Genomic DNA, 25,281 nt, shown 5'->3' with positions numbered 1-25,281 from the left:
TCCCCCGTCCCTCTCCGCTCTGTACCTCTCTTCCCCCTACGCTTCATGGGAGCGCTTCCATGCCTGAACCCATTACCTTTCCGGCCGGTTTCCTCTGGGGCACCGCCACGTCCGCGTACCAGATCGAGGGCGCCGTGCGCGAGGACGGCCGTACGCCCTCCATCTGGGACACCTTCAGCCACACTCCGGGCCGGACGGACGGCGGTGACACCGGGGACGTCGCCGTCGAGCACTACCACCGCTACCGCGACGACGTCGCGCTCATGGCCGACCTCGGCCTGAGCGCCTACCGCTTCTCCGTCTCCTGGTCACGCGTGCAGCCCACCGGACGCGGCCCCGCCGTCCAGCGCGGCCTCGACTTCTACCGGCGCCTGGTCGACGACCTGCTCGCCAAGGGCATCGAGCCCGCCGTGACGCTCTACCACTGGGACCTGCCGCAGGAGCTCGAGGACGCCGGGGGCTGGCCGGCGCGGGAGACCGCGTACCGGTTCGCGGAGTACGCGGGCATCGTCGGCGAGGCCCTCGGCGACCGCGTCAACTCCTGGATCACGCTCAACGAGCCGTGGTGCAGCGCCTTCCTCGGTTACGGCTCCGGCGTCCACGCCCCCGGCCGCACCGACCCGGCGGCCGCCCTGCACGCCGCCCACCACCTCAACCTCGCGCACGGCCTGGGCACGCAGGCCCTGCGCACCGTCCTGCCCGCCCGCGCCCGCGTCGCGGTGAGCCTCAACTCCTCCGTGGTCAGGCCGGTCTCCGAGGCCCCGGGGGACCTCGACGCGCGGCGGCGCGTCGACAACCTCGCCAACGGCATCTTCCACGGGCCGATGCTGCACGGCGCCTACCCGAAGGACCTCTTCGCGGACACGGCACGGATCACCGACTGGTCCTGCGTGCGGGACGGCGACCTGGCCGCCATCCACCAGCCGCTGGACGCGCTCGGCCTCAACTACTACACGCCGGCCCTGGTGTCGGCCGCCCAGGACGGTTCGGGGTCCGCGAGCAACGACGGGCACGGCGCCAGCGAGCACTCCCCCTGGCCGGGGGCCGAGGACGTCGCCTTCCACCAGACGCCCGGCGAGCGCACCCAGATGGGCTGGTCCATCGACCCGACCGGGCTGCACGAGCTGATCATGCGGTACACGCGGGAGGCGCCCGGGCTGCCGCTGTACATCACCGAGAACGGCGCGGCCTACGACGACAAGCCCGACCCCGAGGGTCGCGTCCACGACCCCGAGCGCATCGCGTACCTCCACGGCCATCTGGCCGCGGTCCGGCAGGCCATCACGGACGGGGCCGACGTCCGCGGCTACTACCTCTGGTCGCTCCTGGACAACTTCGAATGGTCCTACGGCTACAGCAAGCGCTTCGGCACGGTGTACGTCGACTACGAGACGCAGGCCCGCACCCCGAAGTCCAGCGCCCACTGGTACGCGAAGGTCGCCCGCGCGGGTGAGCTGCCCGAGCTCGCGCTCGACTGACCCGTACCCGACGACGGGGGGAAACGGGGGGCGGTGCCCCGGCCGCGTGGGGGATGCCACCGGCCGGGGCACCTGGCGGCACGGCATAACGGGTGTTTCCGGCCCCCGGGATGATCCTTAGGGCCCGCTTGAGGGAGGGCTGACCGGGGGCTCAGGCTGGGCGTGATGACTTCGGCGTCTTCCCCGGTGGCCCCGGCGGTCGTTCTCCGTCCCGCGGCGGCCCCGACGGTCGGCCCGCTGGAGCCAGAGGCGCACCTCCGTGCCGCCGAGGACCGAGCGGCCCACCCGTACGTCGCCGCCCGTCGACTCCGTGAGGCGGCGGACGATGTCGAGGCCGAGCCCCGTGGACCCGTCCGCCCCCGACCCGGCGCCCCGCGCCAACGCGGCCTCGGGGTCGGCGATGCCCCGCCCCGCGTCGGAGACCAGGACGATCACCGCGTCCTCGGCGCTGTGGACGTCCACCGAGAAGCCCGTGCCCTCGCCCGTGTGCCGGAAGACGTTGCCGAGCAACGCGTCGAGCGCGGCGGCCAGTTCGGCGCGGGCCACGGGGATGCGGACGGGCCGCTCCACCCCCGCCACGCGGACCTCCCGCCCCTCGTCCTCCGCAAGGGCCGACCAGAACGCCATGCGGTCCCTGATCACCTCGGCGGCGTCGCACCCCGCCCCGGCCCCGACCACCGCCGTCTGCGGCTTCGCGTCCCGCGCGGTGCGGATGATCGTGTCGACCTCGCGCTCCAGCGTCTCGACGGCCGTACGGGTCTGCTCCGCCGCGGGGCCGTCGCCGAGCGAGGCCGCGTTCAGCCGCAGCACGGTCAGCGGCGTCCGCAACCGGTGCGAGAGATCCGCCGCGAGCTCCCGCTCGTTGGCCAGGAGCCGCACCACCTGGTCGGCCATGGAGTTGAACGCCACCGCCGCGAGGCGGAGCTCCTTGGGCCCCTCCTCCGGCACCCGCGCCCCCAGCTTCCCCTCGCCGAGGTCACGCGCGGCGCCCACGAGCCGCTTGGCGGGCAGGACCATCCGTACGCCCAGCCGGTCCGCGACCGCCACCGAACCGATGACGAGCGCGATACCGACGCCCGCGAGCACCAGCCACGCCGTGGTCACACCATTGCTGACCTCGGCCTCGGGCACGTAGATCTCCACGACCGCCGTGCCCGAGCTCAGCGCGGTCGGCTGAAGGACCACGAAGCCGCCGGGCACCTCGGCGGTCCTTGCCCGGCCCTCGTTACGGGTGGCCTCCACGGCCCGCGCCCCGGCCCTCGGGTCGCCGACCTCGAAGGCGCCCGCGTCACCGGTGGCCGGTACGTACACGGCCATCCGCCCGTCACCGCCCGCCGCGGACGTGGCGACGGCCCGGGTCAGCTCCGCGCGGTCGGTGGTGATGGAGAGGGTGGGGCCCATGCCCGCCCCGTGGCGCTCCGCGTTGGAGATGGCACGGTCGCGGGCCATCTCCTTGACGACGAGGCCGAGCGGCACCGCGAAGGCCACCACGACCATCGTCGTGACGGCCAGGCACACCTTGACGAGCGCCCATCTCACCGCGGCGGTCCCGCCATCGGCGGTTCCAGCTTCACGCCGACCCCGCGCAAGGTGTGCAGGTAGTGCGGCTTGGCGGCCGTCTCGCCCAGCTTCCGCCGCAGCCAGGAGAGGTGGACGTCGATGGTCTGGTCGTCCCCGTAGCTCTGCTGCCACACCTCGGCGAGCAGTTCCCTGCGGGGCACGACGACGCCGGGCCGCCCGGCGAGGAAGGCCAGCAGGTCGAACTCGCGCCGGGTCAGGTCGAGCCGTGCCCCGTCCAGTTCGGCCTGGCGCCGCAGCGGATCGATGGCGAGCCCGCCGACCCGCAGCACGTTGCCCGCAGGCGCCTCGCCCGACGCGGCGCGGGAGCGGCGCAGCACGGCGGCCATGCGCGCCGACAGGTGCTCGACGGAGAACGGCTTGGTGAGGTAGTCGTCGGCGCCGTCGTTCAGGAGCCGGACGATCTCGGCCTCGTCGTCCCGCGCGGTGGCGATGATCACGGGTACGTCGGTGATGCCGCGCAGCATCTTCAGCGCCTCCGACCCGTCGAGGTCGGGCAGGCCGAGATCGAGGATCACCACGTCGAAGCGGTGGTGGGCGACTTCCCGCAGCGCCTCGAGGGCCGTGCCGACGCTGCGCACGGTGTGCGTCGCCTCGGTCAGATGCCGGATGAGGGCCGAGCGTACGAACTGGTCGTCCTCGACGACGAGCACACTTGCCATGGGCGGCACCGTACGCCATACGGAGGAACGCGGTCCCCCTCGGACGCCCCGGCCCCCGTGGCACGGGACGGCGGCCGTCCGCCGGGACACGGGCCCGTGACGTGGTGCAGTATGGCCCGCGATGCGCAGAGGACTCGTACACACCGTCGCGTGGTCGCTCGCCACGGGCGCGGCCGTCACGCTCTCCTGGTGGGGCGTCCACACGGTGCTGGCGGGGACCGCCTACGACCCGCCGCTCGCCCTGCCGCTCGCGGACGGCGGCGGCCGGAGCGAGCCGCTGTCCTCCTCGACGCACCGCGCCGACCCGGGCCCCGCCGACAAGCCGGACAAGTCCGAGAACGCCGAGAACGCCGAGGACCCGGAGAAGGACGAGCGGCCGGACAGCACCGGGAATCCGCGGCGGACGGCAGACCCGTCCGAGCCGTCGAAGACCCGTACGAAGAGCCCCGCGGCGCCGTCACCCGCCCAGGCCGGCAGGGACTCCGGCGGCACGGGCACCGTGAAGGGCTACAACACGGACGGCGGCCGGGTCGTCCTCGACCTCGGCAAGGAGTCCGCGACGCTGGTCTCGGCGACCCCGGCGGCGGGCTGGTCGGTGCGGACGTGGACGCAGGAGAAGTGGATCCGCGTGGACTTCACGGGCGGCGCGGCCACGGTCTCGGTGTTCTGCACCTGGCACGACTCCGCGCCACGCGTGGAGATCACCAAGTCGTGACGGCGGCCGTGGCGCTCAGCGGAAGACCGAGGGCGGCGGCGCGGGCGAGGCGACCGCGTTCGCGTCCGTCACCGCGGCCGCTCCCCCGCTGAAGTCCCGCAGCCCGCGCCCGTGTTCGACCCGGGCCGGGTGCGGATCGCTCGCGCTGCGCCGGGTCAGCTCCGCGACGGGCAGCGCGTGGTCACCGGCGAGCAGCACGGCGTTGCCGAACCGCTTGCCGCGCAGCACGGCGGGGTCGGCGACGAGGGCGAGTTCGGGGAAGAGCGCGGCGGCGGTGGCGAGCTGGCCGCGCAGATGCGCGAGCGGCGGCCCGTCGGCGAGGTTGGCGGCGTAGAACCCGCCGGGGCGCAGCACCCTGCGTACGTCGGTGAGGAACTCCGTGCTGGTGAGGTGCGCGGGGGTACGGGCGCCGCTGAAGACGTCGGCGATGACGAGGTCCGCCCAGCCGTCGGCGATCTTCGCGAGGCCGTCGCGGGCGTCGGTGCCGCGCACCCGTATGCGGGCCTGCGGGTCGAGCGGCAGAGCACGGCGGACGAGCGCGATGAGGGCGGTGTCGCGCTCGACGACCTGCTGGGTGGAGCGGGGGCGGGTCGCCGCTATGTAGCGGGCGAGGGTGAAGGCGCCGCCGCCCAGGTGCAGGGCCTGTATCGGCTTGCCCGGGGGCGCGACGAGGTCGGCCACGTGCCCGAGCCTGCGCTGGTACTCGAAGTCGAGGTACCCGGGGTCGTCGAGGTCCACGTGGGACTGCGGGGCGCCGTCCAGGAGAAGCGTCCACGCGCGCGGCCTGTCCCGGTCCGGCGTCAGCTCGGCGAGCCCGCCGTCCACCTGCTCGACGACCGCCTCGGACTCTTCGCGGGATCGCCTGTTCCTTGCCATCGGACCATTATCGGCGCCCGGTGCGGCGCGGGCCCCGCGAGGTGCTCCCGGCCGCCCGCGGCCGGTGTCAGCGGCAGTTGTCGGCGGCCTCGATCGTGCGGGCCGCCCGGCCGAGCGCTTCCCGCAGGACGGCGGGGTCCGTGACGGGGTCGGTCTCGCCGCCCGGCGGCAGGAGCCAGCCGGTGCCCGCGACCGGCGGCTCGGGGACGGCGGGCCCGGGGTCCGGCTCCGCGTACACGCTCATGCCGCGCCCGAAGGTCTGCGTGCAGGCACTGCCCGGCAGGTCCCAGCCGTCGGCGGTGCCGGGCGGCACCAGGAAGCCGAGGGTGTCGCAGTCACCGTCGTGCAGGACGGGGCCGATGGTGTCGCCGGGCCCGCGGCGCAGGATGTCCACCGCTTCGAGCCCCTGCCGCGCCGGGACCGTGACCAGGTCACAGCACTCGTCCTCGCACACGGCCCGGCCCGGCGGCGACGAGCTTCCGTCCTGCGTGGGCGAGTGCCGGGCCGTCGTCAGTGACGCCGGTGCCGCGCCGCTCTCCGTACGGGAGTCGCTGTTCTCCATGCCGATCTCCAACAAGGGGGACCCTCCTCGCGAGTACGGGAGCTGTTGCGGTCTCCCTCTCCGCATGGTTCAACGCGGACCCGCGTCAACGGGCACTGCGGCACGCCGCCACAAAGGATGGCAGTTCATGGCAGATCGTGGGTGAGATGACCGGTTTGTAGGTGAACTCCGTGTATCCGCACCATCACAGCGGGTACGTTCGTGCTCCGCCGGAACAGGGGCGCCCCGCGAGATCCCGTGCGCGGGTGTGACCGCTGCGCGCGAGCAGGTGCGCGGTCCGGCACGATCCGCACGAGAGGGTCCGGCCATGGCGACCTCACCGATGGCATCGTCAACTCAGTCCCCGCGACCGAACCTTGCCTTCCGGCGCCTGCGCGGTCAGCGCTCGCCCGGCGAGTTCGCGGCGGCGGTCCGCCGGGCCGCCCGTGAGATCGGCGAGCGGGTGAGCTGCGACGCGCGGTACATCGGGCGGGTGGAGGCCGGCGAGATCCGCTGCCCCAACTACGCCTACGAGCGCGTGTTCCTGCACATGTTCCCCGGCCGGAACCTGACCGACCTGGGGTTCGCGCCCCGGTCGCTGGTGCGCGGCAGAGGCGCGCGCCCCGGCTCCGGCGCACCACCGCCGCCGGGCTCCACCGCCGACCCCACCGAACCCCCACCCTCCGTCATCACGAACCACCCGCACACCTCGATCCACTCGTACGAGTCCCATCCGTCCGGGTCCGACCCCAGCGCCTGCGATCCGTACGCGATCCAGACTCCAGAGGAGAGCGACGTGCGACGTCGCGCATTCATGACCGGCTCGACGGCCGCCGTGGCCGCCGCGTCCCTGGGGCCCGTCGGGCTCCCCCCCGGCCACCCGGCCGAGGCCGCCGTCCGGCCCGGCCGCAGGGCCGGCGACACCGAGGCGGCCGCGGTCGAGGAGGCCGTGCGCCAGATCAGGCTGCTCGACGACCGGCACGGCGCCGACGGCCTCTACCGCCGGGCGGCCGCGCCCCTGAAGACCGCCTACGCCCTGCTCGACGCGGGCACCACCCGGCAGTCCACCGCGGACCGGCTGCACGCGGGCGCGGGCGAACTCGCCATCTCGGTGGGCTGGCTCGCGCACGACTCGGGCCGCTTCGACGACGCCCGCTCCTACTACGCCGAGGCCCTCGCGACCGCCCGGGTCGCCGACGACGACGCCCTGGAGGCGCACGCCTTCTGCAACACCGCCTTCCTCGCCCGCGACACCGGGCGCCCCCGCGAGGCGGTCCGGGCGGCCCAGGCGGCCACCCGCGCCGCCCGGCGGCTCGGCTCCCCCCGGCTGCTCTCGCTCCTCGCGCTGCGCGAGGCCGGCGGCTGGGCGGGGCTCGGCGACCGCGCGGGCTGCGAGCACTCGCTGACCCGCGCGCACGCCCTCTTCGACCGCGGCGCCTCCCCCGAGGACCCGGAGTGGATGAGCTTCTACGGCGAGGCCGAGCTGAACGGCCTGGAGGCGCAGTGCTGGTCGGCACTCGGCGACTGGTCGCGGGCGGCCACGTACGCGCGGCGCGCCGCGGTCACGGCCGCGTCCGAGACCCCGCACTTCACCAGGAACATCGCGCTGTACACCGCCGAGCTGGCCGACGACCTGGCGCGCGCGGGGCGGCCCGACGAGGCGGCGACGGCGGGGCTTCGGGTGCTGTCGTTCCTCGACGAGGTGCAGTCGTCGCGCGTCCAGTCGATGCTCGCCACGACCGCGCGGGTGCTGCTGCCGCACCGCAGGGCGTCGGGGGTCGGCGGCTTCCTGGAGCGGCACGCCGCGCTGCCGCGGGCCGTGTAGGCACCGCTCGCGGCTACGACAGGTGGCCCGTCTCGTTCCACGATTCGATGGCGGGCTCCCCGTAGGCCCAGCCGAGGACCGAGAGGGACGTGGGGTTGAGGCGGATGCGGGAGGCGAATGTGATGTCCTCGCCGAGCCAGCGCGCGCCGATGACCCGCAGGATGTGGCCGTGCGCGAAGACCAGCACGTCGCGGTCGGCGCTCCTGGCCCACTCGACCACCTCGTCCGCGCGCGCGGAGACCTGGGCCAGCGTCTCGCCCCGCGGGACGCCGTCGCGCCAGATGAACCAGCCGGGGCGGACGGCCTGGATGTCGGCGGGGGTCATGCCGTCGTAGGAGCCGTAGTCGAACTCCATGAGCGCGTCCCAGGTGCGGGCGCGGTCCCCGAAGCCGGCGATCTCGCAGGTCTCCCGCGCCCGGGAGAGCGGGCTCGTGCGCACCTCGACGTCCGGCAGGCCGTCGTGGGGCGCGCGGTGCAGCCGCTCGCCCAGGAGCTTCGCGCCGAGGCGGCCCTCGGCCAGGAGCGGGATGTCCGTCCTGCCGGTGTGCTTCCCGGACAGCGACCATTCGGTCTGTCCGTGCCGGGCCAGCAGGATGCGCGGTGCCATGGGTGTCTCTCCAAGTCGTACGCGGCCTCGGGCGCGGGCGCGGAGGGGCTCCGGCAGCTTTCACCGAGGGACTTTTGCGGCTTTTTACGGACAGGTGGGTGCCCGTTCCCTCCATCATCACCCACCCGTGACAGGACCTCCGCCCGGGTCGGCAACCCTGCGTGCGATCTCTGCGTCTGGTACCGCGGAGGCGCAACGGTGTCTCCCGCGCAGCCCGTAAGGTGATGCGGCGGCGAACGCCGGGTGATCTGGGCGGCGAGCGCCGGGTGAACAGAGATGATGGGGGACCGACCGGATGCTGCCCAAGACCGAGGCGCCAGGCACGGGCGGCCGGCCCGTACAGCGACTGCGCTGGTGGACGGAGCTGCCGCTGATCGTGCTGGTGTACGCCGCGTACTCGGCCGGGCGGCTCGTGGTCCGGGGCGACGTCGCCGCCGCCGTCGACCACGGCATCGGCATCCTGCGGGCCGAGCAGTTCCTGCGGCTGAACGCCGAGAGCCCGCTGAACCGGCTCTTCACCTCGCAGGCCTGGATCGGCGTCCCTGCCGACTTCTGGTACGCCTCCCTGCACTACCTGGTCACGCCCGCCGTCCTCGTCTGGCTCTTCCGCAGCCGCGCGGTCCACTACCGTGCCGCACGCGCGTGGCTGATGATTTCCACGATGATCGGCCTGGTCGGCTTCACGCTCCTGCCGACGTGCCCGCCGCGGCTGCTGAGCGCGGGCCACGGCTTCGTCGACACCATGGCGCAGTACAGCGACTACGGCTGGTGGGGCGGCGAGGCGAGCGCGCCGCGCGGGCTCGGCGGCATGACCAACCAGTACGCGGCGATGCCCAGCCTGCACGTGGGATGGGCGCTGTGGTGCGGCGTGATGCTGTGGCGGCACGGGCGCACGCCGCTGGCGCGGGTCGCCGCTGTGGCGTACCCGCTGATCACCACGCTCGTCGTGATGGGCACCGCCAACCACTACTTCCTCGACGCGGTCGCCGGCGCCGCCGTGATGGGCGTCGGACTGCTCCTCGTACGGCCCGTGCGGCGGCTCAGCGAACCCGCGCTGGCCCGGCTGCGGAGCCGCTTCTTCCGGCCCGACGGGGTCCCGTCCGCCACAGAGTCCTCGATTGTCGGTGCCGGGTGCCAGACTTCGGTGGGTGAGCCACTTCCCCGACAGCGCAAGCAGAGTGCCGGCCTCGGCGCCGGGCCCAGCGCCGACCCTGCCGAGGCCGAGGACGGCGCTGCGGCACCGTCTCGCTGAGCTGCGCGGCCCCGACGTCCCCGCGCAGCCGCTGGACGCCAGGGCGCTCGCCGCGCTCGCGGCCAACCCCGGGTGCAGGCGGCGTTCGCTGCTCGATGGCGCGGGCGTGGACAAGACGGCGCTGGCCCGGTCGCTCGGCGCGCCCTCCGGCTTCGGCCAGTCCCAGTTCGCGTTCATGCGCGGCAATGCCTTCGAGGCGCGGGTCAAGGCCGACGGCGGCGCGGAGCTGCTGCGCCTGACGCACCAGCGCCTCGGCGGCGGGGCCGAGCCCGTGCCCGGCGGGAGCGCCGTCCCCGACCTGGCCGCGGCGGGCCCCGAGGGCCGCTCCGCCCGCACGGCGCTGGCCCTGCGGGAGGCCACGGCGTCCGGCGGCTGGACGCTTCTGGACCACCCCATGCTGGCCCTCGACGTGGCGGGGACGCCCGCCTTCCTGGAGCCGGACGCGGTCGTCGTCCACCCCGACGGCGGCTGGACGGTCGTCGAGATCAAGTCCTTCCCGATGATCGACGGTTCGGCGGACGCGGCGAAGGTGGGGGCGGCGGCGCGCCAGTCCGCGGTGTACGCGCTGGCCCTGGAGCAGGTGGCCGCGCGGATCGATCCCCCGGCGGTGATCCGCCACCACATCCTCCTCGTCTGCCCCAAGGACTTCTCCAACCTGCCGACGGCGTCGGCGATCGACGTCCGCAAGCAGCTCTCGGTGACCCGGCGCCAGCTCGCCCGCCTCACGCGCGTCGAGGACATCGCGGCGGAGCTGCCCGAAGGCACGACGTTCGACGTGCGCCGCCCGGCGGCCGAGCTGTCGGCGGCGGTGGAGGCGGTCCCGGCGACGTATGCCCCCGAGTGCCTGTCCGCCTGCGAGCTGGCCTTCCACTGCCGGGCCCGGGCCCGCGAGGAGGGCGAGGTGACGGCGCTGGGCCGCTCGATCCGGGGCGAGCTCGGCGGCCTGACCTCCGTCGACGACGTCCTGTCGGCCGCCTCCGGCACCACGGGCGACCCGGACGACCCAACGGTGGCGACCCTGCGCAGAGCCTCACGACTACGGGCCGAGGCCCTGACCGGAGAGGCGGCGAGATGTCACTGACCCACACCCCCTCCCACCCACAGACGCCTTCCACCACCACACGGTCCCCGAACAACCCGGCACCCACCGCACACCGCCGAGCGGCCGCCCCACGGGCCCGAGGCCTTGGCCGGAAAGGCGGCGAGATGTCACTGACCCACGACCCCACCCACCCACAGACACCCCCCACCGCCACACGCACCCCGGCCAACCCGGCACCCACCGCACACCGCCGAGCGGCCCACCCACGGGCCGAGGCCCCGGCCAGGGAGGTGGCGGGATGTCGTTGATTGATGGGCTTGCTCGGCTTGAAGCTGTCTCTTCGGGGCGGGCGCAGCCGAGGGCCACCGTGCGTCACCGGCATCTGTCGCAGCGGCCGCTCGTCCTCGTGCCGCTCACCACCGCGGGCGAGGCGGGCGCGCCCCTCGGCGCGCTCGTGGGGACGGAGCGGACCTCGCCGCGGCTCCTCGTCGTGCCCCAGCCCCGCGACCGGGACCTGCGCTTCACGTTCCTGGCGCAGCTCGCCGAGATCGTCCTGCCGTACGTCGACTCGTTCGCCGAGGACGTCGAGGCGGCCGAGCGCAACGACACGGACCCCGAGACGGGCAAGCGCGTCAAGGTCGAGGTCGAGCTCTGCGCGGACGCCCCGCAGCTCATCGTCCCCAGCCGGGCCGGCATCGAGTTCGTGCGGCTGCTCGGCCGCTCCATGCGCTTTCGCCGCACCGCCGAACAGGACCCCGACGCGCCCTACCCCGCGCCGCCCCGCGTCCCCCTCCTCGGCCGCTGGCTGACGCACTTCGGGGAGCGGGCCCGCGTCCCGGGCTCGTCCCTGCTGCTCGCCATGACCGAGCTGCTCTCGCGGCACTGGGCCACCGGCCAGTCCAGCCTGGAGGACCAGCATCTGGGCGCCCTGCTCGCCTGGATCGAGGCCCCGGAGGGCACATCGGGCGCCGAGGCCGCCTTCCGCGCCGAGCTCGGGCGGGACAAGGACGGCCAGTTGCTGTGCCCGCCGGCGGGCCCGGCCACGGACCCGGCGTTCGACAACACCCTGCTGGCCCCGGCCATGGAGCGCTACGACCGCGCCCGCACCGCCCTGGCCGCCGCCGAGGACGGCGTCCAGGCGGACGTCCGCCTCGCCGCGCTCACGGCGGCGGAGCGGGAGATCCACGCCCTGATCGACAGCAGGACCCGCCCCACCTGGGACGCCGTGTGGCGCGGCCTCGACGCCCTGTGCAAGCTGCCCGTGGCGGCGCACGACGCCGACCGGTGGACGCGTGACCGCTGGTCGTTCACGGGCCACCGGGACCGGGTGGCCGCGGGCGAGCCGCCGCAGCCGCGCGTCGACGACGCGGTCACCGCGGCGAACAAGCTGGCCACGCGCGAGCGCGAGCAGTCCCGCCTCGAAGCCCAGGAGGCCCTCGACGACCCCCTGGTGATGGCGGGCCGCCGGCTCGCGGGCGAGGCCTTCGCGGGCGAGGTGACGGAGGTCGTCATGGCGTACACCGAGGCCAAGAGCCCGCGGCCGCGCCCGCTGCTCACCGTGCGCACCGACGACCGCCCGCACCTCGGCGAGCGCACGAAGGTGTACCGCTCGCTGGGAGGCAAACCGCAGGCGGCCGAGTTCGTGGCGTACGAGGACGAGGGCGTCGTCGTGCTGCGCCTGACCGACAAGATGGGCCGCGGCAAGGAGCCCGACGCGGGGTCGGTCCCCGAGAAGGGCGACCGGATCTGCTGGACGCTCTTCGAGCACGAGCAGCGCGGCGGCCCCAAGCTCCCGGACCCCGAGGAGACCCCGTGGACCCACGGCGGCCCGCCGTCGGACACCGCGGAACGCCCCGATCCGGTGACCACGGAGGACACCCTGTGACGCACGCGGCGATTGTTGTGACGCGCGCGGAGACCCTGCCGGGACAACGCGACACGCGCGGAGAAGCCCCTGTGACGCACGCGGAGGAAAACCTGTGATGCAGCTCGCCCCGCCCGCCGGTGGCGCCTTCGATCCCGGCGCCGAGGCCGCGCGCGCCACGGAGGCGATCCTCCACGACACGCTGCACGGCACGCACCGCGGTGTCGTGGTCGACTCGCCGCCCGGCGCGGGCAAGTCGACGCTGGTGGTCCGCGCGGCCCTCGAACTGGCCGCGGCGGGCCGCCCCCTGATGGTGATCGCGCAGACGAACGCGCAGGTGGACGACCTGGTCCTGCGGCTCGCCGAGAAGGACCCCGAGCTGCCGGTCGGCCGCCTGCACAGCAGCGACCCCGACCCGTACGACAAGGCGCTCGACGATCTGCCGAACGTCCGCAAGTCGACCAAGGCGGGGGATCTCGCGGGGCTCGACGTGGTCATCTCCACGGCCGCGAAGTGGGCGCACGTCAAGGTCGACCAGCTCGACGCGCCGTGGGGGCACGCGATCGTCGACGAGGCGTACCAGATGCGGTCGGACGCGCTGCTCGCCGTGGCGGGGCTCTTCGAGCGGGCGCTGTTCGTGGGCGACCCGGGCCAGCTCGACCCGTTCTCGATCGTGGGCGCCGAGCAGTGGGCCGGCCTCGCGTACGACCCTTCGGCATCCGCTGTGACGACGCTGCTCGCCCACAACCCGGAGCTGCCGCAGCACCGACTCCCGGTCTCCTGGCGGCTGCCCGCGTCGGCGGCGCCGCTGGTCTCGGGCGCCTTCTATCCGTACACGCCCTTCCGCAGCGGCACGGACCACGGCGACCGCACGCTGAACTTCGCGGTGGCGTCGGACGGTTCGGCCGCGGACCGGGTGATCGACGAGGCGGCCGAGGCGGGCTGGGGTCTCCTGGAGCTGCCCGCGCGGAACACTCCGCGCACGGACCCCGAGGCGGTCGGCGCGCTGGCCCAGGTGGTGCGGCGGCTCCTCGACCGGGGCGGCGCGGCCACGTCGGAGCGCGGTCCCGGCCCCGCCCCGCTCACGGCGGACCGCATCGCCGTCGGCACGGCCCACCGGGACCAGGCGGCGGCGGTCCGCGCGGCCCTCGCCGCGCTCGGCATCAAGGACGTCACGGTGGACACGGCGAACCGTCTGCAAGGCCGTGAGTACGACGTGACGGTCGTCCTGCATCCGCTCTCCGGCCGCCCGGACGCCACGGCGTTCCACCTGGAGACGGGCCGCCTCTGCGTCCTGACCTCCCGCCACCGCCACGCCTGCGTCGTGGTCTGCCGGGCGGGCGTGGACACCCTCCTGGACGACCACCCGTCCACGGAACCGGTCCAGCTGGGGGTCACCGTGAAATTCCCGGACGGCTGGGAGGCGAACCACGCGGTGCTGGCACGGCTGGCGGAGCACCGGGTGCGGTGGGGCGGGTGAGCACCGGCGGAGCCGGGGGCGCGGGTGGCGGCGGGGCGAGCGCCGTGGCCCACTTGTGCGGCAAGGGACAATGGTAGATGGCCTGAACGCCGCACGGACGGCGCGCACCGTACGAGGAGGATCCACCATGGCGGAGCCCGAGCGGCCCCGGACCGAACAGCGCATGCGACCCGCGCCTCTGCTCTTCGAGCCCGCGGAGGCGGTGGCCGACACCGAGCACTTCTTCGACCTGGAGTCGATCGAGGACCCCCGGCGGCTGCTCGACCGCGCGACGGAGCTGACGCACGCGTTCCGCGCCGCGACGGACCGGTCCGTCGAGTTCCAGGCCATGGCCGCGGCCCAGCTCGCCGACCCCCGCCGCTTCGACCGGCTGACGCCCGCGCTGATCGCGGAGCGCGCGCAGTGGACGGAGGACTACGCCAAGAAGATGGTGGAGTTCGGCCGTGACCTGCTGCGCGGGGGCGCCGAGAAGCAGGCCTAGCCGCGCTGGTCCGGCGGGGCACTGGTGGCCCCTTGGCGGCGACTGGTGGCAGCCGGCGGCGTCGGCGGCACTGGCGGCCACCTGAAGCGAACATATGTCCGGCATATGCCACGGGGGCAAGGTACCGCAATCCACCCGTCGCCGTCCCCGGATTCGGCAACCCTGTGAAACCGTGCGCTCACCAGCGGTAGACGTACCTGCCATGAGTACCAGCGCCCCTCCGCACGGCCAGACCGCCCCCTCCCCCCTCGGCCCCGCCCACGACGCGGCCTGTGACGTCACCGCGGAGGGAGCCGCCTGGCTCGCCTCCGCCGAGACGTATCCGCGCAGCGCGCTCACCCACTGGCGGGCCAGGCCCGCCGCTCCCGCCGTACTGCCCTGCGGCTCCGTCTTCGACGTCGTGAGCGTCCCCGCGGTCTTCGGCCGGCGGATGCTGGACCACTTATGGGACGAGGGTCCGGGCTCGGGGCCGGTGGCCGTGCACCGCGGCCGCACGCTGCTGTTCGCCGCCCCGCGCACCGCCCAGCGCCTGCCCTCGCTCCTCGGCTGGGAGGAGTGGGGCCCCTCCGTCCCGTCCGTGCTCTGCCACGGCACGGGCGACGCGGTCACCGTGCCGCCGCTCACGGCCCCCGCCGACGCCTCGCCCGCCCATGCCGAGACGCGCTGGCTGGTGGCCCCCGGCACGCGTCACCCCTGGCTGCCGGGGCCCGAGGTACTGCTCTGGGCCTGCGTACGGGCGGCCCGCGGAACGGGCACGGCGGCCCACGGGGACGCGGTCCCTGCGGCGCCTTCCGGGGCGCACATATCGATTTTTCCTGGCGGCGATCAGGATGCTAAGGTCTACGACGTCAGCAGGCGCCGCTAGCTCAGTTGGTTAGAGCAGCTGACTCTTAATCAGCGGGTCCGGGGTTCGAGTCCCTGGCGGCGCACAGACAACAAGAAGCCCCTCGCGAAAGCGGGGGGTTTCTTGCGTGCGGCCCCCTAGCTGCATCGCAGCCGCCGGCCCCAACGGCACCGCAGCCGCCGCGCCCGGCACCGGCGATTCCGCCCACGCCGCCGCGCCGGCACCGCAGCCCACGCGCCCGCACCACCAACTCGACCCGCTCGGGCACACCAGCACCAGCACAGGCAACAGGCAGCGACACCGGCACAGGCACAGGCACCGGCACCCCCAAGCCCACCCGCACCGCCACCACGCCCCAAGCGCCCCAGCACCCCCGCAGGAACCCGCCCGCCCCGAAGCTCACCCCAGAACCCACCCCGCCCCGCCCCGCCCCCCGGAACCCCTCACTCCACGGTCGTGATCTTCACCGTCCACGCCCCCGAGGGCATCCTCGTCTCCACCTCCACGCGGACGTCCTCCCCGGGGACCGAGAAGCTCTCGCCCGCTCGCACCGGGGCGTCCGCGAGCTGGGGGTAGACCGAGTCGCCCCAGCAGGACTCCGACTTCGGGTGGGCGTCGATGACCTTGACGGGGCCGCTGCCGGAGGCCGTCTCGTTCTGGACCTCGTAGATGAGAACGCCCTCCGTGCACGTCGCGTGGTCGTTGCCCGTCCGGCCGCGGGCCTCCAGGGCCAGGGCCGTGTCCCGGCCCGTGCGGACCACCGCGAGCCGGGTGCCGCCGAGGGCGCCGTGCACGGGGTCGGCCGCCAGGGGCTCCAGGGTCAGCCGTTCGGCGCCCGTGGTCACGCAGTGCACCTGGTGGGGCTCCAGCCAGCCCAGCTTCCACTTGTGCCAGCCGAAGAGGTCCGGCGCCAGGCCGAACTGGCTGCCCATGACGTCCCAGTCCCCCACATGCGTGTCCCAGTCGCCCTTGCCGTCGGTCGGGCGGTGGTAGAGGTCCGGCAGGTCGAAGACGTGGCCGGTCTCGTGGGCCAGGACGTTGCGGTCCGGCGGGTGCCGCTCGAAGACCGTGACGATGCGCCGGATGTCGGCGCCGTCGGCCCGCATCGGCCGGTCGAAGTTCACGACCTTGGTGGCGTCGGAGTCGACGCCGGGCGCGTCCGGGTCGGCGACGAAATAGACGACGTCGTAGCGGGAGAAGTCCACGTGCGGATCGGCGGCGGCCAGCGCGTCCCGCAGATAGGCGGCCCTGCGCTGGGCGTTCCAGTCACGCTCTATGGCGTACTCCGTGGAGGTCCGCGGCATCTCCACCCACTCGCGCCCCGGATGCGGCCGGAGGCTGAACTTGCCGTACGAGGCCTGTTCGAAGAACCGGCTGGTGGCGGGGAAGTGGTCGGCGGCCAGCTCCTGCGGCGTCGTCAGCGGCGGCGAGTCGGGGAAGGACAGGAAGACCATGACCGCGTCCAGGGTCCTGGCCGGGCGCGGATAGCCGGTGTTCCAGGTGTCGAGCCCCTCCGAGTGATGCGCGGCGGTGCGACGCAGCGCGCACGGCCCCGCGACGGACTCGGCGATCGCGGGCCCCGCGGCCAGCGAGGTGGCGGCCAGGGCGGTCAGCGAGGTGAGGATCGCCGCGGTGCTGCGCAACCGGGGATTTCCCCCTCCAGGGGTGAGTCCCCAAGAGGGGTGCTGACGCGGCACGTCGACCTCCGGGTGCGGAATGCGGGACACCCCACCCACCTTGTGACGCTTTCAAGCGTTACGCCCTGTTTGCCTGGCCCTTCCGGGTGAGCACCGGACAGAGGGCCGACACCCCGAGTGCTCACGGAACGTCACAAGTGATCATCCGGAGAAGGAACCGGTCCAGTGCCGAGCAGAAACGATCTGTCGTGGTCGGCGGGCCGCGCCCGGGGCGGCGGCATGGCTGGATGGGTTCTCCGGTCGGCCTCTATGATCGGCACACTTTCCGGCGCGGGCCCGTCCCCCACATGGGCCCCGTCGGCTCTACGACGCCCGACGAGACCTGTTCGAGAACGACTGCACTGTGGGAGCAAGCGGTGAACGGAACGTCCGAAGGGCCCGCCTCCATGACCGCCACACCATCCGTCCGGTGCCGTCACGCGGTGACGGACCGTGGTGAACCGAAGCGCGCCGACGAACCGAAGCGCACCGGCGAGCCGGAGCGCGCCGACTACCGCGGCGCCTTCGCGCACGCCCCCCTCCCCCTCGCCGTGGTCGACGGCGAAGGCCTCGTCGTCGACGCCAACGACGCCTTCGCCGCGCTCCTCGGCGCGCACCCCGAGGAGCTCACCGGGCGCATCGCCGCCGACCTGGTCGACCTGGCGTCCGACGCCCGCACCTGGCACACGTACCGCGAGGTGCTCCGCGGCCGGCAGGCCGAGCTGCGCTGCACGCGGCGCCTGAAACACCCCGACGGGCACTCCCTCTGGGCGCGGATCACCGTGTCGCCGATGCCGGAGTCCGCAGACCGGGGCGGCGGCGGGACCGTGCTGCTCGCCGCCGCCGACATCAGCGCGCGCCGCGAGCTCCAGGCCAGGCTGCGCCACATGGAGATGCACGACCCGGTGACCCGGCTGCCCAACCGCAACCTCTTCTTCGAACGCCTCGCGACCGCGCTCGAAGCGGGTGCGTACGACGATTCGAGCACCGGCCGGGTGGGCCTCTGCTATCTGGACCTCGACGGGTTCAAGGCGGTCAACGACGCCCTCGGCCACCGGATCGGCGACCGGCTGCTGGCCGCCGTCGCGGAGCGGCTCACGCGCTGCGCCGACCGCGCCGGTCACGGCAGGAACGTACCGCCGCTGGTGGCGCGGCTCGGCGGGGACGAGTTCGCGCTGCTCGTGGAGGAGTCGACCGGCACCGAGGAGCTGGCGGACCTCGCCGAGGCGACGCTGAAGGCGCTCCAGGACCCTTTCGACCTGTCAGGGCGGCGGCTCTCCGTCTCCGCGTCCATCGGTGTGGTGGAGCGGCGCGCCAGCGGCACCACCACGACGGCGCTCATGCAGGCCGCCGACACCACGCTGTACTGGGCGAAGACGGACGGCAAGGCCCGCTGGACGCTGTTCGACCCCGAGCGCAACGCCCACCGCATGACCCGCCAGACGCTCTCCAGCTCGCTGCGGCCCGCCGTCGACCGGGGCGAGTTCGTCCTCGACTACCAGCCGCTGGTGGGCCTCCACGACGAGGACGTGCTCGGCGTCGAGGCGCTGGTGCGGTGGCGGCACCCGCAATTCGGGCTCCTGACGCCGAATCGGTTCATCAGCCTCGCCGAGGAGGACGGGTCGATCGTGCAGCTCGGCCGCTGGGTGCTGCGCACGGCCTGCCGTCAGGCGCGCCGCTGGCAGCTCGCCCACCCGGAGCGGGAGCCGGTCTTCGTCAGCGTCAACGTGGCGGTGCGGCAGGTGTGGGACTCCGACCTCGTCGCGGACGTGGCCGCGATCCTCGCCGAGACCGGGCTCCCGGCGGGGCTGCTGCAACTGGAGCTCACCGAGTCGGCCGTCATGGGCTCCGCGGGCCGCCCGCTCCAGGCCCTCCAGGAGCTCAGCGACATGGGCGTGCGCATCGCCATCGACGACTTCGGCACGGGCTACTCGAACCTGGCGTACCTGAGCCGGCTGCCGGTCTCCGCCCTCAAGCTGGACGGCTCCTTCGTACGGGGCTTCCAGTACGAGGAGGGCGAGGCGCAGGGCAACCCCGCCGACGAGGTCATCGTCGAGGCGATGGTGCGACTGGCCCACCGCCTCGGCCTCACGGTGACCGCGGAGTGCGTGGAGACCGCGGCGCAGGCGACCCGGCTGCGGCGGATCGGCTGCGACACGGGACAGGGGTGGCTCTACTCCCGGCCGGTCGCGGCGGATCGTATCTCCGTACTACTGGGCGAGGTGGGCCCCGGCGTGTGAGCCGGGGCGCGCCCTCCCACGCCTTCAGGGCCGCACTACGCCTTCGGCAGGCCGTACGCGTCCGCGATCAAGTCGTACGAGCGCAGGCGGGCCTCGCCGCTGTGGGCGTTGCCCGTGATCATCAGTTCGTCGGCGCCGGTGCGCTTGGCGAGGTCGTCGAGGCCGGTGCGGACCTGGTCCGCGGTGCCGTGGATGACGTTGGCGTTCCAGCTGTCGACGAAGTCGCGCTCCATCTCGCTGAACGCGTACGCCTCCGCCTCCTCGGGGGTGGGGACGAGGCCGGGGCGGCCCGTGCGCAGCCGGACCATGTTCAGGGCGGCGGCGAGGACCTGGCGGCGCGCCTCGTTCTCGTCGTCGGTCGCGAGCGCGGAGACGCCGATGAGGGCGTACGGGGCGTCGAGGACCGCGGAGGGCTTGAACGACTCGCGGTAGAGGTCGAGCGCCGGGACCGTGTTCTGCGCGGAGAAGTGGTGCGCGAAGGCGAACGGCAGGCCGAGGACGCCGGCGAGGCGGGCGCTGAACCCGGAGGAGCCGAGCAGCCACAGCGGCGGCCGGTGCGGAGACTGGACGCCGCCGGGCGAGGTCGCCTGGACGGGGCCGGGCACGGCGTGGATGCGGCGGTAGGGGTGGCCGTCGGGGAAGTCGTCGTCGAGGAAGCGCGTCAGCTCGGCGAGCTGCTGGGGGAACTCGTCGGCGCCTTCGCCGAGCCGCTCGGTGCGGCGCAGGGCGGCGGCCGTGGCGCCGTCGGTGCCGGGAGCGCGGCCGAGGCCGAGGTCGACGCGGCCCGGGGCCATGGCCTCCAGGGTGCCGAACTGCTCGGCGATGACCAGCGGGGCGTGGTTGGGCAGCATGACGCCGCCGGAGCCGAGGCGGATGCGGCCGGTGTGGGCGGCGAGGTGGGCCAGGATCACGGCGGGCGACGAGGACGCGACGCCGGGCATCGAGTGGTGCTCGGCCACCCAGTAGCGGTGGTAGCCGCGGGCCTCGGTCAGCTTGGCGATGTCGACGCTGGTGCGCAGCGCGTCGGTGGCCGTGCGGCCTGCGCCGACGGTGACGAGGTCCAGGACGGACAGGGGTACGGGCGCCGTGCCGTGCCGCTCGCCGCGGATGCCTTCGTCGGTCGGGTCCACTGTCACTGGGGGCCTCCTGCACTGCGTACGTGCGTCTCGCGTTCCATGGGTACGGGTGGGCCAACAGGAGGCTCACTCCGCTTATTCCCCTCCCGCGCGCCGCGCCGCCTCGCTAACGTGATCACCATGGCTGATCCGCTGAAGACCGTGGTCGACGGAGTCGAGGTCGAGGTGCCCAACACCATCCCCGACATCCGCGCCGCCCTGCCCGGGGAGCGGCGCGCGGAGTTCGACCGGGCCATCAACGCCGCGGGGATCGACGAGATCCACTCCGTGATGCGGCACTGGATGCTGGAGGCGGTGCCCGACCCCGACGCCGAGGCGCGCCTCGCCCGGCTGGCCTCCGACGAGGCGCAGCGGCGCGGCACCGACGGCCCGGAGGGGCGGGGGTCGCGTTGAGCCCTCGCCACCGCCGCGTCCACCGCGTCACCTACGCGCCGCCCGCCGACGACACCCTCACCAAGATGGGAGACGCCGAGGCCTTCCGCGCCGAGCTCGTGCGGACCCTGGGGCGCGCCCCCTACGACCACGGCTCGACACCCGTACGGGACGACCCCGACCGCAGGGAGGCGACGGTCCGCAGCGCCATCGTTCTCTACTACGTGTCCGCCTCGGTCCACACGCTGACCGTGGTCAGGCTGATCCTCAGCCCGTGACCGCGCCCCCGCCCCTCAGACCTGCACCAGCGGCTCCCTCGTGAACAGCGCGCCGAGCTCCGGGGCGTTGATCCGGCGGTCGGCGAGCCGCAGGGCCTCCCAGACCGTGACCTGGTTCGCGGTCAGGACCGGTTTGCCGAGGGCCGCCTCCAGGTCGCGCACGTGCGCCGCCGTGTGCAGCGCGGTGTCCGGCAGGAGCACCACCCCGGCGTCCGGGTGGTCGCCCCCGCGGGCCAGCGCGAGGACCTCGTCGCGGCCCCAGGTGCCGACCTCCGCCGCGGTGATGATGCCACTCCCGCGTACGGAGACGACCTCCACGCCCGCCGACTTCAGGAACACCGAGAAGTGCGCGGCCACGTCCTCCGGGTACGTCGCCGCGACCGCGACGCGGCCCGCGCCCAGCTCCCGTACGGCGTGGGCGAAGGCGAACGACGTCGACGAGGCCGGCAGGCCCGCGGCGACGGCCAGTTCCCGCACCTGCGCGTGGGCGCCGTCCCAGCCGAAGACGAAGCTGCCGCTGGTGCACGCCCAGACCACCGCCTCGGCGCCGGAGAGCCGCAGCTCCTCGACGCCCGCGGCGAGCCGCGCGGGCGAGCCCATCTCCAGGAGCGCGTCGACACGGTGGGCGTCCTCGCCGATGTCCGTGTGGACGACCGTCAGCCGGACATCACTGCCGAGCATCTGCTCCATGCGGGGGTAGTCGTCCTCGGCCGAGTGCCCCGGGTAGAGAAATCCGAGTGCCGTCACGTCCAGCCTCCTCCTTCTGCGGGTGGTCCTTCGGGCAGGCCCTGCGGGGGCGGCGGGGCCAGCGGTCTGGCGCCCGGCCGCGCCCCCAGGTCGATGAGCGCCTGGTAGGGCCCTACCGCACGCGTACCCAGCCGGCGCAGGGCGGACCACATCGTCACCTGGTTCGCCGAGATCACCGGCACCCGCAGCTCCGCCTCCAGCTGCGGGATGACGTCGTACGTGGGGAGGTTCGTGCAGCTGATGAAGAGGGCGTCGGCGCTGCCCCGTACCGCCTGGCGCGCCATGTCGGCCACCTCCCGGTAGGAGACCTTCCAGATGTGCCGTGTCAGGCCGAGGTAGGCGCGGGCCGTGACCGAGACGCCGGACTCGGCCAGGTACTCCTCCAGGACCTCGGTCACCGACCAGGTGTAGGGCGTGACGAGCGCGACGCGCCGCGCGCCCAGTTCGTCGAGCGCCTCGATGAGCGCGCCCGACGTGGTCACGGAGGCGACCGCGCCCTCGCGGGTCATGGCCGCGCACATCGCGCGTTCACCCGCGATGCCGCCGACGAAGCTGCCCGACGTACAGGCGTACGCGAGGACCTCGGGCTCGGCGGCGCTCAGCGCGCGCACGGCGTCGGCGAGCGTCTCGTGCTCGCTGACCAGGCGTGCCAGGTCGAGGCTGACCTCGACCGGCACGTACGGGGTCCGGGTCAGATGGAGGGAGACCTCGTCCGGAACCCAGCGCCAGAGTTCACGGTCGAGGACGAAGTCGAAAGGGGCTACGACGCCCACACCGCGCTGTGGGTGCGGGCCACCGAGGAAAGAGACGTCCATGAGCAGGCCCCATGTTCTTACGTGGTGTCAGGGACCGGCCGGGGGCCGGGGAGGAGCGGGGAGCCGGCGACGCGCCGGGACGTCGGGACGGGGAGCTCCGCGCGGCCGACCGCACGGACGGAGGGTACGAGCGCGCGCACGGAGAGTACTCGGTTGACGGTGTGCCGACGCGCCAGTGCCTCTGTTGACGAAGGTAGGTTCGGGTGCCAGCGTGGTCAATCCGCACATCTCAGACGGCTGAGCCGTACTTCTTCAGGGAAGCGGTACCTCTTTGCGAAACGGTTTCCCCTCGATGTCCGAACCGTCACCCTCGACGCGGCCAGGAACAACCGTTCTGGTCCTCGACGCCGCGCCCCCGACCCCGCCGCCGCGCCTCGGCGGCCTCACCGGACGGGCCCGCGTACTGCACGCGGACCAGACCACGCTGGCCGAGCAACTCCCTTACGCGGACGCCCTGTTGGTGTGGGACTTCACCTCGGACGCGGTGCGCCGCGCCTGGCCGGGTGGGGGCCGGCGACCGCGCTGGGTGCACACCGCGAGCGCCGGGGTCGACCACCTCATGTGTCCTGAACTCGCCGCGTCCGACACGGTGGTGACGAACGCCCGCGGCGTCTTCGACCAGCCGATCGCGGAGTACGTCGCCGCGCTCGTCCTGGCCATGGCCAAAGATCTGCCGCGCACCCTGGAGCTCCAGCGGGAGCGCGCCTGGCGCCACCGCGAGAGCAGGCGGATCGCGGGCACGCGCGCGTGCGTGGTGGGTTCCGGGCCGATCGGCCGGGCCGTCGCGGGGACGCTGAAGGGGCTCGGGATCACCACCGCCCTGGTGGGGCGCGCGCCGCGCCCCGGCGTGCACGGGACCGCCGAGCTCGACCGGCTGCTCACCCGCGCGGACTGGGTGGTCTGCGCGGCGCCGCTCACGGACGACACGCGCGGCATGTTCGACGCGCGACGCTTCGGCCTCATGCAGCCGTCGGCCCACTTCGTCAACATCGGGCGCGGCCCGCTCGTCGTCGAGGACGACCTGCTGGCCGCCCTGTCGAAGCGGTGGATCGCGGGCGCGGCCCTGGATGTCTTCGAACACGAGCCGCTGCCCGCCGACAGCCCTCTGTGGACCGCTCCGGGGCTGATCGTCTCCCCGCACATGAGCGGTGACACGGTCGGCTGGCGCGACGACCTGGGCGCCCAGTTCATGGAGCTGTACGAGGAATGGGCGGCGGGCAGACCGCTGCGGAACGTGGTCGACAAGGAACGCGGGTACGTCCCGGGGCCGTGAACCGCGCCCCGGCCGCCCGGCACCGCCCCACTCATCGCTGAGGAGCGTGCATGACCGAGCTCACGGATCTCACCGCCGTACAACTCGTCGACGGCTACCGGAAGGGTGAATTCAGCCCGGTCGATGCGGTCCGTGCCGTGCTGCGGCGGGCCGAGGAGGCACAGCCCGCCCTGAACGCGTTCGTGCGCGTCGAGGCGGAGCAGGCTCTCGAACAGGCCGGGCTGAGCACCGAGCGGTGGCGGCGCGGCGAGCCGCGGGGCCTGGTGGACGGCGTGCCCGTGTCGGTGAAGGACCTCCTGCTGATGCGCGGAGGCCCGACCCTGCGCGGCTCGAAGACCATCAGCGCGGACAGGGCGTGGGACGAGGACGCCCCCTCGGTGGCGCGGCTGCGCGAGCACGGCGCGGTCTTCGTCGGCCGCACGACGACCCCCGAGTTCGGCTGGAAGGGCGTGACGGACAGCCCGCTGAGCGGCATCACCCGCAATCCGTACGACACCTCCCGCACCTGCGGCGGCTCCAGCGGGGGCAGCGCGGCGGCCGTGGCGGCCGGCGCGGGCCCGCTGTCGCTCGGCACGGACGGCGGCGGCTCGGTGCGCATCCCCGCGGCGTTCTGCGGGATCTTCGCGCTGAAGCCGACGTACGGCCGGGTTCCGCTGTACCCGGCGAGCCCGTTCGGCACGCTGGCGCACGTGGGGCCGATGACGCGGGACGCGGCGGACGCGGCGCTGATGATGGACGTCATCACGGGGCCCGACCCCCGGGACTGGTCGCAGCTCGCGGCGGCGCCGGCGAGCTTTCGCGACGGCCTCGACGAGGGCGTACGGGGACTGCGCGTCGCCTACTCCCCCTCGCTCGGCGGGCAGGTCGCCGTGCGGCCCGCGGTGGCGGCGGCCGTGCGGGGCGCGGTGGAGTCCCTCGCGGCGCAGGGGGCGTACGTGGAGGAGACGGACCCCGACTTCTCGGAGCCGGTGGCGGCCTTCGAGACCCTGTGGTTCAGCGGCGCCGCCCGCGTCGTGCAGCACATGACACCGGCCCAGCGCGAGCTGCTCGACCCGGGGCTGCGGGAGGTCTGCGGGCAGGGGGCGCGGTACAGCGCGCTCGACTACCTCGCGGCGGTCGACGTCCGCATGGACCTCGGGCGGCGCATGGGTGCCTTCCACTCCACGTACGACCTGCTGGTCACGCCCACGCTGCCGATCACCGCGTTCGCCGCGGGGGTGGAGGTGCCCCGGGGGGCGGGGCACCGGAGGTGGACGGGGTGGACCCCGTTCACGTACCCCTTCAACCTCACGCAGCAGCCCGCGTGCACGGTCCCGTGCGGGACGGACGCGGAGGGGCTGCCCGTCGGGGTGCAGATCGTGGGCGCGCGGCATGCCGATGCTCTGGTGCTTCGTGCGGCGCAGGCCTTGTACTCGGCAGGGACCGGGGGGATCGCGCCGCCGCGCCTCGGCTGAGGGTTCGGGGGCTTCGCCCCCGCGCCCCCAGTCCTCAATCGCCGG

At 74.0% G+C, this 25,281-nt stretch carries 23 protein-coding genes and 1 tRNA gene; 15 read left to right on the top strand and 9 right to left on the bottom strand.

Features of this window, described 5'->3' with window-relative positions; translation table 11 throughout:
- Nucleotides 1–59: 59 nt before the first annotated feature.
- Nucleotides 60–1,478 carry a GH1 family beta-glucosidase gene (locus ACZ6JY_RS01075; RefSeq protein WP_469190942.1) on the top strand — a complete coding sequence of 473 codons (1,419 nt, stop codon included), beginning with the start codon at nucleotides 60–62 and terminating at the stop codon, nucleotides 1,476–1,478.
- A gap of 117 nt (nucleotides 1,479–1,595) precedes the next feature.
- Here the strand turns inward: ACZ6JY_RS01075 and ACZ6JY_RS01070 are convergent, their stop codons facing one another.
- Together ACZ6JY_RS01070 and ACZ6JY_RS01065 are read right to left on the bottom strand one after the other, a co-directional pair.
- Nucleotides 1,596–3,017 carry a sensor histidine kinase gene (locus tag ACZ6JY_RS01070; RefSeq protein WP_469190940.1) on the bottom strand — a complete coding sequence of 474 codons (1,422 nt, stop codon included), beginning with the start codon at nucleotides 3,015–3,017 and terminating at the stop codon, nucleotides 1,596–1,598.
- A complete protein-coding gene (locus ACZ6JY_RS01065) occupies nucleotides 3,014–3,718 on the bottom strand; it encodes a response regulator transcription factor (RefSeq protein ID WP_469190938.1) in 705 nt (234 codons plus the stop codon). Before ACZ6JY_RS01065 ends, ACZ6JY_RS01070 begins: the two co-directional genes overlap by 4 nt.
- A gap of 121 nt (nucleotides 3,719–3,839) precedes the next feature.
- Here ACZ6JY_RS01065 and ACZ6JY_RS01060 point away from each other — a divergent pair, with 121 nt between their 5' ends.
- On the top strand, nucleotides 3,840–4,433 hold the full coding sequence (locus ACZ6JY_RS01060; protein ID WP_469190936.1) for a hypothetical protein: 594 nt from the start codon (nucleotides 3,840–3,842) through the stop codon (nucleotides 4,431–4,433).
- A gap of 15 nt (nucleotides 4,434–4,448) precedes the next feature.
- Here ACZ6JY_RS01060 and ACZ6JY_RS01055 read toward each other — a convergent pair whose 3' ends face one another.
- Entirely contained in the window at nucleotides 4,449–5,309 is an 861-nt protein-coding gene (locus tag ACZ6JY_RS01055) for a spermidine synthase (protein WP_469190934.1), read from the bottom strand.
- Nucleotides 5,310–5,376: 67 nt separating this feature from the next.
- The gene (locus tag ACZ6JY_RS01050; RefSeq protein WP_469191883.1) at nucleotides 5,377–5,883 is read right to left on the bottom strand and encodes a hypothetical protein; all 507 of its coding nucleotides are present in this window, start codon (nucleotides 5,881–5,883) and stop codon (nucleotides 5,377–5,379) included.
- A gap of 295 nt (nucleotides 5,884–6,178) precedes the next feature.
- Here ACZ6JY_RS01050 and ACZ6JY_RS01045 point away from each other — a divergent pair, with 295 nt between their 5' ends.
- Nucleotides 6,179–7,675 carry a tetratricopeptide repeat protein gene (locus tag ACZ6JY_RS01045; protein ID WP_469190932.1) on the top strand — a complete coding sequence of 499 codons (1,497 nt, stop codon included), beginning with the start codon at nucleotides 6,179–6,181 and terminating at the stop codon, nucleotides 7,673–7,675.
- A gap of 13 nt (nucleotides 7,676–7,688) precedes the next feature.
- On the opposite strand, the gene ACZ6JY_RS01040 is transcribed toward ACZ6JY_RS01045, so the two are convergent.
- Entirely contained in the window at nucleotides 7,689–8,282 is a 594-nt protein-coding gene (locus tag ACZ6JY_RS01040) for a histidine phosphatase family protein (RefSeq protein ID WP_469190930.1), read from the bottom strand.
- 298 nt (nucleotides 8,283–8,580) lie between these two features.
- On the opposite strand from ACZ6JY_RS01040, the gene ACZ6JY_RS01035 reads away from it, so the two are divergent.
- The 7 genes from ACZ6JY_RS01035 to ACZ6JY_RS01005 all read left to right on the top strand — a co-directional run bounded on the left by ACZ6JY_RS01035 (nucleotide 8,581) and on the right by ACZ6JY_RS01005 (nucleotide 15,330).
- Nucleotides 8,581–9,534 carry a phosphatase PAP2 family protein gene (locus ACZ6JY_RS01035; RefSeq protein ID WP_469191881.1) on the top strand — a complete coding sequence of 318 codons (954 nt, stop codon included), beginning with the start codon at nucleotides 8,581–8,583 and terminating at the stop codon, nucleotides 9,532–9,534.
- On the top strand, nucleotides 9,494–10,615 hold the full coding sequence (locus ACZ6JY_RS01030; RefSeq protein WP_469191880.1) for a hypothetical protein: 1,122 nt from the start codon (nucleotides 9,494–9,496) through the stop codon (nucleotides 10,613–10,615). Before ACZ6JY_RS01035 ends, ACZ6JY_RS01030 begins: the two co-directional genes overlap by 41 nt.
- Nucleotides 10,616–10,874: 259 nt before the next feature.
- Nucleotides 10,875–12,461: a hypothetical protein gene (locus tag ACZ6JY_RS01025; protein ID WP_469190928.1), complete on the top strand. Its 1,587-nt coding sequence runs from the start codon at nucleotides 10,875–10,877 to the stop codon at nucleotides 12,459–12,461.
- Nucleotides 12,462–12,558: 97 nt separating this feature from the next.
- Nucleotides 12,559–13,920 carry an AAA domain-containing protein gene (locus ACZ6JY_RS01020; protein ID WP_469190926.1) on the top strand — a complete coding sequence of 454 codons (1,362 nt, stop codon included), beginning with the start codon at nucleotides 12,559–12,561 and terminating at the stop codon, nucleotides 13,918–13,920.
- 127 nt (nucleotides 13,921–14,047) lie between these two features.
- Entirely contained in the window at nucleotides 14,048–14,401 is a 354-nt protein-coding gene (locus ACZ6JY_RS01015; protein ID WP_469190924.1) for a hypothetical protein, read from the top strand.
- Nucleotides 14,402–14,603: 202 nt separating this feature from the next.
- Nucleotides 14,604–15,266, top strand: coding sequence for a bifunctional DNA primase/polymerase (locus tag ACZ6JY_RS01010; RefSeq protein ID WP_469190922.1), 663 nt, complete (start codon nucleotides 14,604–14,606; stop codon nucleotides 15,264–15,266).
- Nucleotides 15,257–15,330, top strand: a tRNA-Lys gene (locus ACZ6JY_RS01005). The genes ACZ6JY_RS01010 and ACZ6JY_RS01005 overlap by 10 nt, the downstream gene beginning before the upstream one ends.
- 358 nt (nucleotides 15,331–15,688) lie before the next feature.
- Here the strand turns inward: ACZ6JY_RS01005 and ACZ6JY_RS01000 are convergent.
- Nucleotides 15,689–16,942, bottom strand: coding sequence for a M6 family metalloprotease domain-containing protein (locus tag ACZ6JY_RS01000; protein WP_469191878.1), 1,254 nt, complete (start codon nucleotides 16,940–16,942; stop codon nucleotides 15,689–15,691).
- 386 nt (nucleotides 16,943–17,328) lie between these two features.
- Here ACZ6JY_RS01000 and ACZ6JY_RS00995 point away from each other — a divergent pair, with 386 nt between their 5' ends.
- Nucleotides 17,329–19,161, top strand: coding sequence for a putative bifunctional diguanylate cyclase/phosphodiesterase (locus tag ACZ6JY_RS00995; protein ID WP_469190920.1), 1,833 nt, complete (start codon nucleotides 17,329–17,331; stop codon nucleotides 19,159–19,161).
- A 35-nt stretch (nucleotides 19,162–19,196) separates the two neighbouring features.
- Here ACZ6JY_RS00995 and ACZ6JY_RS00990 read toward each other — a convergent pair whose 3' ends face one another.
- Nucleotides 19,197–20,297: an LLM class flavin-dependent oxidoreductase gene (locus tag ACZ6JY_RS00990; protein WP_469190918.1), complete on the bottom strand. Its 1,101-nt coding sequence runs from the start codon at nucleotides 20,295–20,297 to the stop codon at nucleotides 19,197–19,199.
- A 120-nt stretch (nucleotides 20,298–20,417) separates the two neighbouring features.
- On the opposite strand from ACZ6JY_RS00990, the gene ACZ6JY_RS00985 reads away from it, so the two are divergent.
- On the top strand, nucleotides 20,418–20,690 hold the full coding sequence (locus ACZ6JY_RS00985) for a hypothetical protein (RefSeq protein WP_469190916.1): 273 nt from the start codon (nucleotides 20,418–20,420) through the stop codon (nucleotides 20,688–20,690).
- A 65-nt stretch (nucleotides 20,691–20,755) separates the two neighbouring features.
- Nucleotides 20,756–20,947, top strand: coding sequence for a hypothetical protein (locus ACZ6JY_RS00980; RefSeq protein ID WP_469191876.1), 192 nt, complete (start codon nucleotides 20,756–20,758; stop codon nucleotides 20,945–20,947).
- Between the two features lie 15 nt (nucleotides 20,948–20,962).
- Here the strand turns inward: ACZ6JY_RS00980 and ACZ6JY_RS00975 are convergent, their stop codons facing one another.
- Together ACZ6JY_RS00975 and ACZ6JY_RS00970 are read right to left on the bottom strand one after the other, a co-directional pair.
- Entirely contained in the window at nucleotides 20,963–21,694 is a 732-nt protein-coding gene (locus tag ACZ6JY_RS00975) for a maleate cis-trans isomerase family protein (protein ID WP_469190914.1), read from the bottom strand.
- Nucleotides 21,691–22,509, bottom strand: a complete 819-nt coding sequence (locus tag ACZ6JY_RS00970; RefSeq protein WP_469190912.1) for a maleate cis-trans isomerase family protein — start codon at nucleotides 22,507–22,509, stop codon at nucleotides 21,691–21,693. Before ACZ6JY_RS00970 ends, ACZ6JY_RS00975 begins: the two co-directional genes overlap by 4 nt.
- 292 nt (nucleotides 22,510–22,801) lie before the next feature.
- On the opposite strand from ACZ6JY_RS00970, the gene ACZ6JY_RS00965 reads away from it, so the two are divergent.
- Together ACZ6JY_RS00965 and ACZ6JY_RS00960 are read left to right on the top strand one after the other, a co-directional pair.
- Nucleotides 22,802–23,782, top strand: coding sequence for a D-2-hydroxyacid dehydrogenase (locus ACZ6JY_RS00965; RefSeq protein WP_469190910.1), 981 nt, complete (start codon nucleotides 22,802–22,804; stop codon nucleotides 23,780–23,782).
- Between the two features lie 50 nt (nucleotides 23,783–23,832).
- Nucleotides 23,833–25,236 carry an amidase gene (locus ACZ6JY_RS00960; RefSeq protein WP_469190908.1) on the top strand — a complete coding sequence of 468 codons (1,404 nt, stop codon included), beginning with the start codon at nucleotides 23,833–23,835 and terminating at the stop codon, nucleotides 25,234–25,236.
- Nucleotides 25,237–25,281 lie beyond the last annotated feature (45 nt).

It is taken from the genome of Streptomyces sp. NPDC046335 (assembly GCF_055587985.1).
This window is presented reverse-complemented; position numbering and strand designations above follow the sequence as displayed.

Excerpts from the sequence above, each read along its gene's own strand:
- ACZ6JY_RS01075 (WP_469190942.1), top strand. The coding sequence starts at position 60 with ATGCCTGAACCCATTACCTTTCCGGCCGGTTTCCTCTGGGGCACCGCC.
- ACZ6JY_RS01065 (WP_469190938.1), bottom strand. The coding sequence starts at position 3,718 with ATGGCAAGTGTGCTCGTCGTCGAGGACGACCAGTTCGTACGCTCGGCC.
- ACZ6JY_RS01060 (WP_469190936.1), top strand. The coding sequence starts at position 3,840 with ATGCGCAGAGGACTCGTACACACCGTCGCGTGGTCGCTCGCCACGGGC.
- ACZ6JY_RS01055 (WP_469190934.1), bottom strand. The coding sequence starts at position 5,309 with ATGGCAAGGAACAGGCGATCCCGCGAAGAGTCCGAGGCGGTCGTCGAG.
- ACZ6JY_RS01045 (WP_469190932.1), top strand. The coding sequence starts at position 6,179 with ATGGCGACCTCACCGATGGCATCGTCAACTCAGTCCCCGCGACCGAAC.
- ACZ6JY_RS01040 (WP_469190930.1), bottom strand. The coding sequence starts at position 8,282 with ATGGCACCGCGCATCCTGCTGGCCCGGCACGGACAGACCGAATGGTCG.
- ACZ6JY_RS01025 (WP_469190928.1), top strand. The coding sequence starts at position 10,875 with ATGTCGTTGATTGATGGGCTTGCTCGGCTTGAAGCTGTCTCTTCGGGG.
- ACZ6JY_RS01020 (WP_469190926.1), top strand. The coding sequence starts at position 12,559 with ATGCAGCTCGCCCCGCCCGCCGGTGGCGCCTTCGATCCCGGCGCCGAG.
- ACZ6JY_RS01015 (WP_469190924.1), top strand. The coding sequence starts at position 14,048 with ATGGCGGAGCCCGAGCGGCCCCGGACCGAACAGCGCATGCGACCCGCG.
- ACZ6JY_RS01010 (WP_469190922.1), top strand. The coding sequence starts at position 14,604 with ATGAGTACCAGCGCCCCTCCGCACGGCCAGACCGCCCCCTCCCCCCTC.
- ACZ6JY_RS00995 (WP_469190920.1), top strand. The coding sequence starts at position 17,329 with ATGACCGCCACACCATCCGTCCGGTGCCGTCACGCGGTGACGGACCGT.
- ACZ6JY_RS00985 (WP_469190916.1), top strand. The coding sequence starts at position 20,418 with ATGGCTGATCCGCTGAAGACCGTGGTCGACGGAGTCGAGGTCGAGGTG.
- ACZ6JY_RS00980 (WP_469191876.1), top strand. The coding sequence starts at position 20,756 with ATGGGAGACGCCGAGGCCTTCCGCGCCGAGCTCGTGCGGACCCTGGGG.
- ACZ6JY_RS00970 (WP_469190912.1), bottom strand. The coding sequence starts at position 22,509 with ATGGACGTCTCTTTCCTCGGTGGCCCGCACCCACAGCGCGGTGTGGGC.
- ACZ6JY_RS00965 (WP_469190910.1), top strand. The coding sequence starts at position 22,802 with ATGTCCGAACCGTCACCCTCGACGCGGCCAGGAACAACCGTTCTGGTC.
- ACZ6JY_RS00960 (WP_469190908.1), top strand. The coding sequence starts at position 23,833 with ATGACCGAGCTCACGGATCTCACCGCCGTACAACTCGTCGACGGCTAC.